The organism is Corynebacterium kroppenstedtii DSM 44385 (assembly GCF_000023145.1).
Lineage (GTDB): Bacteria > Actinomycetota > Actinomycetes > Mycobacteriales > Mycobacteriaceae > Corynebacterium > Corynebacterium kroppenstedtii.
Window position 1 is genome coordinate 1,300,347 of the sequence record NC_012704.1, and the last position, 13,046, is coordinate 1,313,392.

A 13,046-nucleotide genomic window follows, 5' to 3' on the forward strand; every position below is an offset into this window, starting at 1 on the left:
CCGTGCGGTGACCAACGGCACTATTGATGGGGATGACGAAGTATTTCTGATCATCCCCATTTTTTAATACTGACGCTGGCTGGCGTCCTGCCCTTCCCCAACGTGCTCGAAAAGATAGCGCAAGAGCGGGTAACCAACGATGATCCCCACCGATCCCCACGCGATGCCTTCAATATCAACTGATCCCACCCGCAATGTGAGATTTCCTATCCCCGCTATTAACGCCACTGCAGCCGCGGTCAAATTAACGGGATTGGTAAATCGAACATTGTTATCTTGCCAAATACGAATTCCAAGCATTCCGATCATGCCGTATAGGACCATGGTCGCGCCGCCCAAAACTCCAGTGGGAATAGTGAATACCAATGCGCCGAACTTAGGAATAAACGCAAGAATTATTGCGGTCGCAGCAGCAACCCAGTACGCAGCCGTGGAATAGACTCGCGTAGCCGCCATGACACCAATGTTTTCGGCATAACTGGTTGTACCCGATCCGCCGCAGAATCCTGCCACTGTCGTCGCGATACCGTCAGAAAATAAAGCTTTCCCCGCTAAGTCATCCATATTTCTTCCCGTCATGGCAGAGACAGCCTTTACATGGCCGACATTTTCTGCGATTAACACAACGACGACGGGGATCGTCGAAATAACAATTTCTGTGTGGAAGACGGGAGAATGGAATTGTGGGAAACCAATCCATGCGGCATTCTCTATCGTCTCTGAGGTACCTGGGGCTAAACTACCTGTTAGCGACGCGAAAACCCACCCGACGACGACACCAAAAAGAATTCCTAGCCGCGCGATCATCCCCCGGCCCGCCACGGTGAAGAGCAGAATTGCCGCCAGAGTAACGCCGGCTACTAATGGCTGTTTTTGCACGTTGGATGTGGCGGCAGGAGCAAGATTCAAACCGATGAGTGCGACGATTGCTCCCGTGACGGGCGGAGGCATCACGGCGCCAAGGGCGTGTTGTCCCACTGCCATCACAACGAGCCCCACAACCGCGAGCGCTAATCCTGCGGCAAGGACGCCACCCAGCTGGGCAGACAGCCCCGCACTATGCGCAGCGGTTAAAGGGGCGATAAACGCAAATGAGGAACCTAAATATGATGGAAGGCGATTCCTCGTGATGAGGAGAAACGCCATCGTCCCCAGACCAGAGAACAATAGGGTGGTATTGACGGGGAACCCGGTGAGGGTGGGGACAAGAAGCGTCGCCCCGAACATGGCAATGACGTACTGCATTCCCACGCCGATAGTTCGAAGCCAACTTAATCGCTCATCTGGGGCCACCACAGCACCAGGCCGGGGTGTTTTTCCGTCACCATGCACGGACCACGGTAAAAGACTCTTTTTTGCGCTCACGCTTTCTTATTATTCAATCTGAGCAGTTAGATCCTTACCACGACCCCTATCAACACGGTCACGCCCCTGTAAGCAAAGAAAATTATGAGTATTCGTCCGCCTGAATAAACTCTTTCACCTCTTGAGCAACACGAGCAGGAACGCGCACATCAAGGACCGTGCCGTCGGAATCGTATTGTTCGTCGATAACGGTTCCATACTCATGGACTTTCGCCACAATGTCACCACGGGTGTACGGGACATGAAGCCTTACATGGGTATCCAGAGTGTTTAAGAACAGTTCGATTCGGGATGCGAGTTCATCAATATTCTCGCCAGTTTTCGCCGACACGAAAACAACGTCGTCAAGCTCGTGGCGAAGCTGCGCAAGAACAATGGGGTCAGCCTGGTCTATCTTGTTCACAACAATGATTTCAGGCGGCATGGTCTCCGCTCTACTGTTGCGAACGTCGGCAAGAACCTCATGAACAGCAGCTATCTGTTTCAGTGGGAAGGGATCGGAACCATCCACAACATGTAGCACCAAGTCTGCCGACGCAACTTCCTCCAGGGACGATCGGAACGCCTCCACCAGCTGTGTGGGCAGGTGCCGAACGAACCCAACCGTGTCCGAAAAGATGACGGCTCGCCCGTCGGCTAGTTCTGCACGACGTGTCGTGGGGTCCAAGGTAGCGAAGAGGGCATCCTCCACCAGCACCCCTGCTCCGGTGATGGCATTGATTAACGACGACTTCCCCGCGTTCGTGTACCCAGCAATCGCGATTTGCGGAGTGGTAGAGCTATCTCGCCGATCTCGCTTAATTTCACGAGCGGTCGTCATGCTCCGCAATTCCGCTCGCAAACGAGCCATATCTTTACGCAACCGTCGGCGGTCGGCCTCAATCTTCGTTTCACCAGGGCCACGAAGGCCAACACCGCCATTAGAGCCGGCTCGTCCACCCGCCTGCCGGGACATCATGTCGCCCCAGCCGCGGACTCGCGTATAAAGATATTCCATCTGAGCGAGGGAAACCTGCGCCTTTCCCTCTTTGGACTTCGCATGCTGAGCGAAAATATCGAGGATCAGCATCGTGCGGTCAATAACTTTGACATCGAGCTGCTTTTCTAAAGCGATCAGCTGGCCGGGGCTCAGCTCACCGTCGCAAATCACTGTATCTGCGCCTAATGATCGGACCGCGTCACGGAGCTCAGCGACCTTGCCGGATCCGATGTACGTGCCCGCGTCGGGCTTCTCGCGGCGCTGGTAAAAAGACTCGAGGACCTCAGACCCGGCTGTCTCCGCGAGAGCACGGAGCTCTTCCAGATTTGCTTCGAATTCAGCGGTTGTCCCCGACGTCCATACGCCGACCAGAATGACTCTTTCTAGCCGCAGCTTTCGATATTCGACGTCATAGCCATCGGATTGCTCCGTGGTGTGAGCTTGACTACCGCGCGACAGCGCACGGAGTTCGTCACGCTCGCTAAGGTCAAGTTCGCCCGCGGTGGGCATGTCCGCATGGCGAACTCTTGTGTCGTTATGTAGGCCTCCCCCGCGTCGGCCATGGTCATCGGTGAGGTGAGTGTCGTTGTCCGAATAAGACGGATAATTATGTGAACGTTCAGTCATTGCTCACAAGTGTCTCACGACTAGCCCTCACGCGGTAGTGCGTTCGCTATAGGCTGATGAACCGTGACGTGCATGCGCTATGCCCACACAGGTCACGGCTCTATACCTAGTGCCGGCCGGCGGAGCTAACAGCTTCAGGCACAGCCGACGTGGACGCAGCCGGCCAGCACTGGGGGCGACGGGTTAAAACCAGCGCAACCGGTCCCGTTCCGCCGATGTGCGATCCGCATCCGGCCCCTCCGTCGGCCTTACCCAATGGGCAGGATGAGCATCCCCCGCCGGGGCAGGATGTTCCCAGTGGCTTCTTAGTCAACCAGCCCATGCGTTCGAGGTGCTCGATGGAGGCATCGACGGTGGTTCGGGCAAGGCCCGTGTTTTCAGCGATCCGTGACCGGTCAACGGCCCCAGAGGCAATGGCGTCACGAACCATGGCAAGCGGACCTTGTGAAGCCGACGATGCCGATGCACGCCCGGAGGAGTCACCCCGCGAAGGAACGCGTCGCGATAAATCTCGTTCTCGACGAAACAGCATTGCTATCACTGCTTTCACGAATCAAAGTAGAAGAAATGATCTAGAAGAAAAGACGTAGTGCCTGGAACGTGATGACGGCCAAAGCCCAGGCCGCTGTCAGCTGTATGGCTATCCCCACCAACGTCCATTTCAATCCGATTTCTCTCTTTTGGGCAGCCAGTGTAGCCACGCATGGAGTGTACGCCAACAGGAAGACCATGAAAGCCCACACTGCCGGATACGTGTGACCACCTGAGGAGTGGTTAAAGTCTTCGCGGATGGCCTGAGCCAGCGCAGAGTGACCCTGGTCCACAGCATCTTCATCCGACGGGTCCTGCAGGGCGTACGTCTGAGCCCACGACGAAATCACGGCTTCCTTGGCGACGAAGCCCGTGATCAACGGACCCGACAGTGACCAGGAATCGAAGCCAGCCGGGGCGAACACAGGTGCCACTGTTTGCGATACCGCGCCGTAGACCGAATCCTGCGGATCAAGGTCGTCGTCACCCCAGCTGTGGCCGCCGACGACGGGAGTCGACTGCAGCAGCCACACAACGATGACCGTCGCGACGATGATCCCGCCGGCTGTGTGCAGGAACCCTTTCAGACGCATCCACATGGCGGATAGTGCCAACCGAGGCACTGGCAACTGGTACACCGGCAAGTCGATGACGAGCGGTTCCGACCCCATACGCCGCCACAAGGTGTTTTTGATCAGCAATCCTGTGAGCACAACCAACGCGATAGAGATGACGTACATGGCGAACACAACGGAACCACTGTTGTGGGGGAAGAAGGTCGCGGCCAGCATGACGTACACGGTCAACCGGGCGGAGCACGACGTAAAGGGCACGAGCAATGCAGTCAAAATACGTTGACGAGCGTTGCCCAAAACCCGTGTTGCGGAAATGGCCGGAACGTTGCATCCAAATCCCACGATGAGCGGGATGAAGGCTTTACCCGGCAGGCCAATCGCTCGCATGAGCCGGTCCGCAACCACTGCGGCACGAGCCATGTAGCCCGAGTCCTCCAGCACAGCCAGGCATAAGAACATTAACGCCATCAGTGGCGCGAAGGTCAGAACCATTCCCACGCCGCCGATCAGGCCGTCGACAATCAACCCGTGAACGAACGGATAGTCAAGTCCCAAGGCCTGAAGTAACGATGTCGCCCCATCACTGACGGGACCGCTGAAGAAACTATCGAGCCAATCCTGCAGAGGCGCGGCCACCATCGTCGTAATTTCGAAGACACACCACATAGCCGCAAGGAAGATAAGCGGACCTGCGATGGGGTTAAGAACAACGCGGTCGATTTTTTCCGAGACGGACCGAGTGTGATCGTTGTGGATCGTTGCCTTCGAGACGGCTTTGTCAATCCAGCTGAAACGTGCGTCGGAGACAGCCAGTTCGCGGTCCGGCCCCTCTAATTCATCGGGAATGTGCTGGCAGCACATCGGCCGGACGGTGTCGGCCGGCATCTGTAACTGCTTTTCAACGGCAGATGCCAGCTCACCGACGCGACGTTTACGCGGATCGACCGCAACAACGGGAACCTGAAGCTTCCGCGACAGCACATCGGGGTCAATTTCAAACCCCTGGTTTAGCGCAACATCGCCCTTGGTGAGGACGACAACCATACGATACGGGTGCTCAGCTACTTGCGCCGCAAGATAGAGGCCACGCGAAATTGTGGCGGTATCTGCAACGACGATGACCAGATCCGGCCGCTCCTCCACGTCACGTTCCAAAAGGAGTTCACGGGTGAGAGCTTCATCAGGGCTCATCGGGTCGAGCGAGTAAGCGCCCGGAAAATCGATCACGTCATAGACTGTTTCGCCCGAGCCGTGTGAGGTCTCGGAGTGGTGTCCACCCTTTGTCGATTCTTCTGCCTTCGGCTCCTTGTGCTCGCTGGAGCAGTGAGGGCATGCATCCGCCGAATCGATCTGAACGGAACCTGCGTGCTCGTCGCACGTGTCTGCGTGATCGACAGCGCTGTGCTTGTCCTTCTTAACTTTCCATGCGCCGCGAGACACCGAGACGGTCGTGCCCGGCCAGTTGCCCATTTTGGCTTTTGCGCCGGTGAGTGCGTTGAACAGGGTCGACTTACCGGCATTCGGCGCGCCGACGAGCGCGATGACTGGTGAGCCCTTCGGCGCCATGGCCGTTCCGTGGCTTTCGCAGTGACAGGATGGTGCGTCGGCGAATTGTGTTGTGAGGTCCTTGGTAGATGTGGCCGTCGCCGTGTTGGACGTTGCGACACCGCCCTCCGTCTGAGGACCTAAAGAGTCATTCATTTTTCCTCCGAGAATCCCCTACCGTCATGGGGGAAATGACCTCTATGATGAGGTCGAGATGGCAATATGCTTGAGAGTAAAAGCATCGAGCGCGTATCGAGCGTCAAGAACCTTCACGATGCGGCCGCCGCCTGCGGCGTTTTGAGCCACATGAACGGTAGTGCCTTCGCGCAACCCCAGTTCACGGAGTCGACGAGCAAAAAGGGCATCGACGTCGGAACCCACGATTGTTGCGGAATGTCCTGGTGGCACGTCGTAAAGAGTGCTCATGGCGGGCGAAGAAGTAGTTGCGTGACGGTCCGAGCGACTCATGGAAACCTTTCCCATTCCAGGTCTCCTCATCGGCGTGCACCTTGCACTACCTTTCACAGTGCACGGTGACCGCGTTTCCATACTTGCCAGAGAGAGGGAGCCATCTGGAAGGCTCACCGAGGGGTGGTCTGCGGGTGGTTGGCCTCGGTCTGGTTTTCCTTAACTTATTTCCAGGTCTTTCAGAATTGTGGTTCTGTTCGGCCTATAACAGTTTTCATGGTAGCACGACACAAACGGGCATAAACAAAAAAATGAGGGAAACAAACAAACACTGTGAGCAAACCCGTGAACGACTGAATTCATAAGAGAGCTAGAATCGACTTCTATGAGCACACCTACCGAAACCCCCGCTGACTCCCAGACTGCGGGAGCACGTACCACGACGGGGCTCACAGCACTTGGAATGGGGGGCGTCCCCTGGCAAGAGCTTTTAGAAAAAGCCTACTCAACCGGCACTTTGTCTGTCACCGGTGAACTATCAGGTGGACAATTGCTCGCGTTTAATGACGCCAGTGGAGCACAGTTATTCATCCTTGCCGCCCCACCGTATGCCGCGTATGCCGGCTTCGATGCATTGACCGAATGCGAAGCGGAAATTTCGATGTTATCCGACGTCTTGGCGCTGCTCAGTGTTCATGATGACGAGGGCAACGTTGTGTGTGACATTGCTGCCAACCTCGCCCAAGGTCCGCTTCTGGTTGATGAACCCACCCAATTGGGAACGGTCAATCTTTCTGCTCTTGGTGTTGATACCCACGTCTACTCCGACGAAAAAGCGTTCTCCGACGCCGGCGGAGCAACGACCGGTTTTGTTATCTCGCACGGTGCAGCCGTGGTCAATGCGGGATCAGGCGATACCGAGCCATCAGCCGCAGGTGACGTATCACTCGTCGTGACATCCGCAGAAAAACGGACGAATGGCCTCACGGGCGAATCGTTCTGGCACGTCAATGTCGACGCCCCATTCCCCGTCGATCTGTGCCTTCCTGAATCTGCCGCCGAGAGCATCACTAAGGGGAACATTGTCGCCGGTCGGGTGCTGTTCACAGCGTCCGTCGCAGCCGATACCAGCGCTGGCGGGTGCTGCGGTGGTGGAGGCGGCGGCTGTGGCTGCGGTGGCTGCGGATGTGGTGGCCATTAAAAGTGACCAGCTCCCCTACCGATAAGGATGGTGTTCCGGCGCTGACGTCACCTCACCGTAATGTCCGGGTATGGCGTCTTATCTCTCTGAGCGCCATCCTCACCGTTATCGCCCTGTGTCTGATCATCATTTTCCACTGGCTCGGCTTTGGGCTTGTTCTCGCGTGCGCTGTCGTCGCCATCGTTATCGCACGAACGTCAACATTCTCCGCCGAACAAGAACAAGTTCGTCAGTCCATTGAGTTGTCAGCTGCGGACATCACTGCAGTTCTGGACCAGTGGGAATCATTTCAGAACGGCACGTCAGCCCAGGCTGTTACCGATCGATCCACGCATTCCGTGCTCTTGGGTGAATCTCACCAGGAGAATCCGATCATTAGTCGGTTCCACAAAGCCAGAGTGTCGAGCGAATTGTTTATCGACGATCTTGAGGGTGTCGTTACTCACGCACGCACCATTCACATGCTGGAGCACATCCTCTCAGCAACAGATGAGATGGCGCGCGAACTACAAGAAGCGTGGGTTGAGGCTCGGCAGTACACGAGCCAAGTCGACAGCCCGGTGGTACGGCTTCCTGAAAGCCAGACACGTACTAGCCCGACTAGCCCGTCCACATATGGATGGACTCCTGGGGCTTCTAGCTATAGGTCGTCTTTTCCACGCAATGCGGGCGCATAATGCGACGAGGCGTATTCACGCAATTGGTCGAAATTAATTGTTCCTGACGCAACAATTACCGACGGACCTTCCAAGGTGGCCTGCTCGTCCTTGATAGTCACCGTGACCTCACCACCGGGAACGACGACGTGGACCGTGCCGTCGACCTGACCTCGGTCAGCCAAGGCCGCTACTGCTGCCGCGACCGTTCCCGTCCCGCATGATCGGGTCTCCCCCGACCCGCGCTCATGGACGCGCATCGACACAGTGCCATCACCATCACGGCTGTCATCCGCGCGAAGAGGGGTGAGAACCTCGACGTTAGCTCCGTGCGGGAAGAACTCCTCGTCGAGAACAGGCTTGAGGTGAAGAGGAAGCTCGCGGAGACCCGCGTCGTCAAGATCGGGAATAACACATGCTAAATGGGGGTTACCTACATCAATCCCCACACCGGCAAACCTCTGTCGATCAAATGCGGCTACCGACTGACCGATAATGCCTACCTGGCCCATATCGACGGCGATCCGTGCTGATGAGTCAGTCGTTTGTGCCGGATTGACGACGGTCAAGCGCTTTATTCCCGCTCGCGTGCCAATCGAAAACTTCGGCGAATCACTCACGAGGTTGTGCGCGAATAGATAGTGCCCAAATACGCGAGAGCCATTTCCACACATTTCAGCGATCGACCCATCGGCATTGCGGTAATCCATAAACCACTCGGGTGTATTTTCTGGTGCCCCATCGCCGGACTCCCCAACAGCCTCTCGTGCAATGATGCCTTTATCGATCAAGGCTTCGGTGCGAGCAATGCGGATCACGCCGTCGGCACCCAACCCGGCGCGCCGATCACTTAAAACCCGGACGAGTGCTGGGTCGAGGTCGATATCAGCGTCGAAGTCTGGCAGGAGGATGAAATCATTCTCTGTGCCGTGGCCTTTACTGAAGGGGGTTGTCTGTTCGGGCATGGGGCCATTCTAGACGTGGTTGTCGATGATCGACGTCGCTTCGCTGACGGTGTCCCCTGCCGCGTCGATCCAGTGTGTTCGTGGGTCGCGACGGAACCACGAACGCTGGCGTCTGACATAGCGACGGGTTCCTGTGATGGTGGACGATATGGCATCGTCGGTTGTGATGTCGCCGGCGAGCATGGCAAGTACTTGGGAGTATCCGATCGCTCGCCCGGCGGTGGATTGTGCAATGAGCCCTTGTTGGGTGAGGCCGTCGACTTCCTCAATGAGGCCCCGGTCAAACATGGTGTGGGTGCGTAATTCTATTCGCGGGTTCAGCCACTCTGATGATGTTTGCAATCCGATGATGAGTGTCCCCCATCGTGCTGGTGCATTGATGGGTGGCTGTGATGCCGCGAAAGGCTTCCCCGTTAATTCGATGACTTCCAGGGCGCGGACAGTCCGGCGCGGATCATTGACTTCGATAATGCCGGCAGCCGCTGGGTCAATAGCAGCAAGTTCCTTGTGCAACTGCTGAACACCTATCTCGTCGAGGCGCTGTTGCCATTTAGCCCTAACCCCAGGGTCGGTGGGTGGGAACTGCCAATCATCGACGAGCGACTGGACATACAGCATGGAACCACCCACCAAAATTGGTGTTTTCCCTCGTGACCGGATGTTTTCAACATCGTCGACGGCGGATTGTTGATATTTCGCGACGCTCGTCCGCTGGGTGACATCAAGTTTGTCGAGCTGATGATGCAGGATGCCCTCGCGCTCTTCAGGCGTCAACTTTGCCGTACCGATATCCATCCCCCGATAAAGCTGCATGGAATCGACGTTGACGATCTCTCCGTCATAGCGGTGCGCGAGTGCGAGCCCCAATGCCGACTTGCCCGACGCGGTGGGACCGACGACGGCCACGGGGAAAGGCAAAGATGCGGGCACGTTATCATCCTGTTCTATATCACGGTGGTGAGCTGCCATACGCCACAATGGAAACCTATTCCTCCATAGGCCAGCGGGCCATCCTGGGCGAGTGGATCATCCTGCGCGGGCGGCCCACCCTGTTGCTCGGCGGTGGTATCGGCGCGGTCATCAATGGAGGACCAGTGATACAGGGTACTCACACTGGAAGGGTGTGATCGACAAAAGTTAGCCCAGGCGATCCACGGTTTTGGGTCAATCCCACAGTGTGCTGCAGCAGCCACGTCAAACAATGGTGTCGACGCCTGAGCCGCGGGATCGATAACAAGACGCCGAAGTTTCTCCTCGACAGCCCATGCTCCGGGCACGTCACCTAGAGGAGCGTCGGGATGAAGTCCCGCTCCCCCGTCGGCGGCAATTAGAAGTGGCCCATCCAGGAGCGGCCCATCGTCGGCGAGAAACTGCACGTCGTGAATGTCGACGCTGACGACCTCACCGTCGTATCCCCACCGTCGAAGAAGGGCCCGCAGAACGAGATCGGGCAAGTACATTCCCGCTCCCACGTTCACGTCAATGCCCCATGCCTTGAGAGACCCGACGTGACGTGTCGCCATGGAGTCGTCGGGGTGGAAGGCAATAGTGATGGGCCCGTCGGTAGGGAGTATCCACTGCTGAGCACGGTCAATCTCTGTACGGAGTTGTGCCGGATACTGGGCGTGACCAGTCGCTTCGGGAAGAAGCAGAGGAGTTGGCGGTAGAAGCGCGACAATGCGTCCCTGGCGCGTCCCATACTTGACGTCGGAGCTATCGGTTGGATCCGGTCGTCGATGCGACGTGGGTGTGGTCGACGAAGCCGGTGAAGCCGTGTGGGAATGGGTCACATCACTACCCTAACGGGTAGACTCTCGGCGGGAAGTCGTGCAGTCTAAACAGTGGATTGTGTTTGGCAGCCGTGCCGCGCGGCAAAGAAAGAAAGAGTGAGGAACACCGGCCCATGACTACTTCTTCGGTCCCTTCAGCGCCTATCCCTGGACCCCGAGGCGCTCATCCCACACCGGCATCCATGTCTGGCCATGCAGCAACGACGACACCACCACGTCGGACAAACAACCCCGAAGACCACGGGCGTATCGACGATGATGGAACAGTCTGGTTAATCACTCGTGACGGCGAGCGCGCTATCGGTGAGTGGAAAGCAGGCTCGAAGAGCGAAGGGTTCGCTTTCTTCGGCAAGCACTTCGATAGCCTGCAGACTGAGGCAGATATCCTCCGCGTGCGTCTCCACACCCACCCCGAGGAAGCTGCCAATACTCGCAAGTCTGCCGAGGAACTGCAGACCAAAGTCGCCGAATCAGCTGCTCTCGGTGATGTCGATGGTCTTAATGACCAGCTCAGTTCAATTATCGACGACAGTTACACCGTCGCTGAACAAGCCGAAACTGAAAAGGCTCAGCGCCGGGAGAACGCGATTGCCCAACGTGAAAAGCTTATCGACGAGGCCGAGCGCATTGGTGCGGATTCGACGGAGTGGAAAGAATCGGGCGATCGCCTGCGCGAGATGCTGAACGAGTGGAAGAGCACCCACGGTATCGACCGGAAAACCGATGATGCGCTGTGGAAGCGTTTCTCTGCTGCTCGTGAGCAGTTTTCACAGCGCCGCGGTGCACATTTTGCCGAGTTGGATCGGAAACGCGATGAAGCTCGTCGTCTCAAGGAAGATATCTGCGAGAGAGCGGAGAAGATCCAGGATTCGACGGAGTGGAGAGAGACCGCGCGTCAGTTCCGCGACCTCATGACGGAGTGGAAAGCTGCTGGCCGCGCGCCACGGGGTATCGATGACAAGCTGTGGAAGCGCTTCCGCCACGCCCAAGACACGTTCTTCTCGGCACGGAAGTCCGTTAATGAGGCTAAAGACCGTGAGTATGAATCCAACGCTGAGAAGAAAAACCAGCTCATAGAGCAGTACAGCGACAAGATTAACCCTGACGAGAACTTGGACGCTGCTAAGAAAGCTCTCCGCGACTTGCAATCGCAGTGGGAAAGCATCGGATACGTGCCGCGGGGTCGTGTCCGCGAATTCGAGGATAAGATCCGTGCGCTCGAGAATCGGGTCAGTGACGTCGAGAATGAGCAATGGCGGAAGACTGATCCCGAACGGCAGGCTCGCGTCGCCCAATTTGAGGCTAAAGTCAATGAGCTTTCAGCGGCAGCGGACAGTGCTGAAAAAGCTGGGAATAGCAAGAAAGCTGCCGATCTCCGGGCTCAAGCCGAACAGTGGGCGCAATGGGCTCAGACTGCTCAGCAGGCAGTGGACTAAGTAGCGACGGGCGACAGGCGGACCGAGCAGCACACAGACAACTGAAAAGCCCCACGAGTAACCGGGCCTGATGCCCGATATTGATTCGTGGGGCTTTAGTTCTGGGGTTGTGGGAGTGCTGAATCTGGGGTCCTATTTATCCGCGGGCGGTTGTTTCCGCTTACGTTGGTTTTCCGCCACTTGGTGTGCGCGCTCTCTTGCACGTGCACGGCGGTTATCCACCGGCTCCCTGTACTCCTGAACGGTCAATCCCGTCCGAAGATGCTGCTGGGCGGCCCGCGCTTCATCATCGCGGTCGGCTTCTTCACGCCGGATTTCTGCCAAAACGCGCTGGAGAACTGATCGGCGGAAAACGACGGTAGAGATGGTTGCGAAAATAACGATGATCGCAGCGAACCCAACGATAAGCCCGAACGAGGGACCAGATCCCGGCTCTGTCGGTGGGCGTGACTGCCGCATCCAGATCGCGAAAATACCGAATACCCAACCAACTCCGGACACGACCCACGTCACCCAGGCCACAAGAGTTGAGCGTGAAACAATCACGCCGATGGGTAAGAAGATTCCCCCGACCAGCGCCAACCACACGTAGATACGCTCGGGCCACGTCGTGACCATCTCTTGAGCGCGGTCGGAGTAAAACAGGACGTCAAAGCCATACACGCTCCCCGAGTGCGGGAGGAAGATGGCGAACAACGTCCCCAGCATCCCGAGCAAGAAAAAAGGAAGCTGACGGTTGATTACCACGGTTCTCGACGCCAAGCGTTCTTCCACATTGATGTTGGCGCGTTTGCTTTCGCCGAAAGCTCGGAGCGCTTCTCTGCGCTCCTCAGCCGTCATCTCTTGGGGCTTTTTCGCAGGTTGATGCCGCTGAGCCGAGCCGTCGCAATCACTACGTCCAGACCTCTTCTTCGTTGCCATGCCTCTTACCCTAATCCGTAAACCTCATTCGTGATGCTTACCAAGCT

12 protein-coding genes are annotated in these 13,046 nt (G+C 57.0%); 3 read left to right on the forward strand and 9 right to left on the reverse strand.

Going from position 1 to position 13,046, the window contains the following annotated elements; all coding sequences use genetic code 11:
• Positions 1 to 63: 63 nt before the first annotated feature.
• From CKROP_RS05410 to CKROP_RS05430, 5 genes are all read right to left on the reverse strand, one after another.
• Positions 64 to 1,365, reverse strand: coding sequence for a uracil-xanthine permease family protein (locus CKROP_RS05410; RefSeq protein ID WP_041628834.1), 1,302 nt, complete (start codon positions 1,363 to 1,365; stop codon positions 64 to 66).
• Between the two features lie 82 nt (positions 1,366 to 1,447).
• Positions 1,448 to 2,854, reverse strand: a complete 1,407-nt coding sequence (gene hflX, locus CKROP_RS05415) for a GTPase HflX (RefSeq protein WP_237698470.1) — start codon at positions 2,852 to 2,854, stop codon at positions 1,448 to 1,450.
• A 223-nt stretch (positions 2,855 to 3,077) separates the two neighbouring features.
• Positions 3,078 to 3,521, reverse strand: a complete 444-nt coding sequence (locus CKROP_RS05420) for a FeoC-like transcriptional regulator (RefSeq protein WP_148209644.1) — start codon at positions 3,519 to 3,521, stop codon at positions 3,078 to 3,080.
• A gap of 22 nt (positions 3,522 to 3,543) precedes the next feature.
• Positions 3,544 to 5,643: a ferrous iron transport protein B gene (feoB, locus tag CKROP_RS05425; protein ID WP_148209734.1), complete on the reverse strand. Its 2,100-nt coding sequence runs from the start codon at positions 5,641 to 5,643 to the stop codon at positions 3,544 to 3,546.
• A 177-nt stretch (positions 5,644 to 5,820) separates the two neighbouring features.
• Positions 5,821 to 6,105 carry a FeoA family protein gene (locus tag CKROP_RS05430; RefSeq protein WP_052292361.1) on the reverse strand — a complete coding sequence of 95 codons (285 nt, stop codon included), beginning with the start codon at positions 6,103 to 6,105 and terminating at the stop codon, positions 5,821 to 5,823.
• Between the two features lie 310 nt (positions 6,106 to 6,415).
• Here CKROP_RS05430 and CKROP_RS05435 point away from each other — a divergent pair, with 310 nt between their 5' ends.
• Both CKROP_RS05435 and CKROP_RS05440 read left to right on the forward strand, forming a co-directional pair.
• Positions 6,416 to 7,231 carry a hypothetical protein gene (locus CKROP_RS05435; RefSeq protein ID WP_012731737.1) on the forward strand — a complete coding sequence of 272 codons (816 nt, stop codon included), beginning with the start codon at positions 6,416 to 6,418 and terminating at the stop codon, positions 7,229 to 7,231.
• 2 nt (positions 7,232 to 7,233) lie between these two features.
• Positions 7,234 to 7,908 (forward strand): hypothetical protein, encoded by a 675-nt coding sequence (locus CKROP_RS05440; protein WP_041628835.1) that lies wholly within the window; start codon positions 7,234 to 7,236, stop codon positions 7,906 to 7,908.
• Here the strand turns inward: CKROP_RS05440 and dapF are convergent.
• Genes dapF through CKROP_RS10715 form a run of 3 tightly spaced genes read right to left on the reverse strand, consistent with a single transcriptional unit; the run spans position 7,872 to position 10,642 of the window.
• A complete protein-coding gene (gene dapF / locus CKROP_RS05445; RefSeq protein ID WP_012731738.1) occupies positions 7,872 to 8,852 on the reverse strand; it encodes a diaminopimelate epimerase in 981 nt (326 codons plus the stop codon). The genes CKROP_RS05440 and dapF overlap by 37 nt on opposite strands.
• 9 nt (positions 8,853 to 8,861) lie before the next feature.
• On the reverse strand, positions 8,862 to 9,821 hold the full coding sequence (miaA, locus tag CKROP_RS05450; protein ID WP_052292362.1) for a tRNA (adenosine(37)-N6)-dimethylallyltransferase MiaA: 960 nt from the start codon (positions 9,819 to 9,821) through the stop codon (positions 8,862 to 8,864).
• Entirely contained in the window at positions 9,797 to 10,642 is an 846-nt protein-coding gene (locus CKROP_RS10715; protein WP_012731740.1) for a hypothetical protein, read from the reverse strand. Before CKROP_RS10715 ends, miaA begins: the two co-directional genes overlap by 25 nt.
• 113 nt (positions 10,643 to 10,755) lie before the next feature.
• Here CKROP_RS10715 and CKROP_RS05460 point away from each other — a divergent pair, with 113 nt between their 5' ends.
• Positions 10,756 to 12,078 (forward strand): DUF349 domain-containing protein, encoded by a 1,323-nt coding sequence (locus CKROP_RS05460; protein WP_012731741.1) that lies wholly within the window; start codon positions 10,756 to 10,758, stop codon positions 12,076 to 12,078.
• Positions 12,079 to 12,210: 132 nt separating this feature from the next.
• Here CKROP_RS05460 and CKROP_RS05465 read toward each other — a convergent pair whose 3' ends face one another.
• Positions 12,211 to 12,999 (reverse strand): Rv2732c family membrane protein, encoded by a 789-nt coding sequence (locus CKROP_RS05465; RefSeq protein ID WP_012731742.1) that lies wholly within the window; start codon positions 12,997 to 12,999, stop codon positions 12,211 to 12,213.
• Between the last annotated feature and the right edge of the window lie 47 nt (positions 13,000 to 13,046).

Excerpts from the sequence above, each read along its gene's own strand:
- hflX (WP_237698470.1), bottom strand. The coding sequence starts at position 2,854 with ATGCCCACCGCGGGCGAACTTGACCTTAGCGAGCGTGACGAACTCCGT.
- feoB (WP_148209734.1), bottom strand. The coding sequence starts at position 5,643 with ATGGCGCCGAAGGGCTCACCAGTCATCGCGCTCGTCGGCGCGCCGAAT.
- CKROP_RS05430 (WP_052292361.1), bottom strand. The coding sequence starts at position 6,105 with ATGGGAAAGGTTTCCATGAGTCGCTCGGACCGTCACGCAACTACTTCT.
- CKROP_RS05435 (WP_012731737.1), top strand. The coding sequence starts at position 6,416 with ATGAGCACACCTACCGAAACCCCCGCTGACTCCCAGACTGCGGGAGCA.
- dapF (WP_012731738.1), bottom strand. The coding sequence starts at position 8,852 with ATGCCCGAACAGACAACCCCCTTCAGTAAAGGCCACGGCACAGAGAAT.
- miaA (WP_052292362.1), bottom strand. The coding sequence starts at position 9,821 with ATGGCAGCTCACCACCGTGATATAGAACAGGATGATAACGTGCCCGCA.
- CKROP_RS05460 (WP_012731741.1), top strand. The coding sequence starts at position 10,756 with ATGACTACTTCTTCGGTCCCTTCAGCGCCTATCCCTGGACCCCGAGGC.
- CKROP_RS05465 (WP_012731742.1), bottom strand. The coding sequence starts at position 12,999 with ATGGCAACGAAGAAGAGGTCTGGACGTAGTGATTGCGACGGCTCGGCT.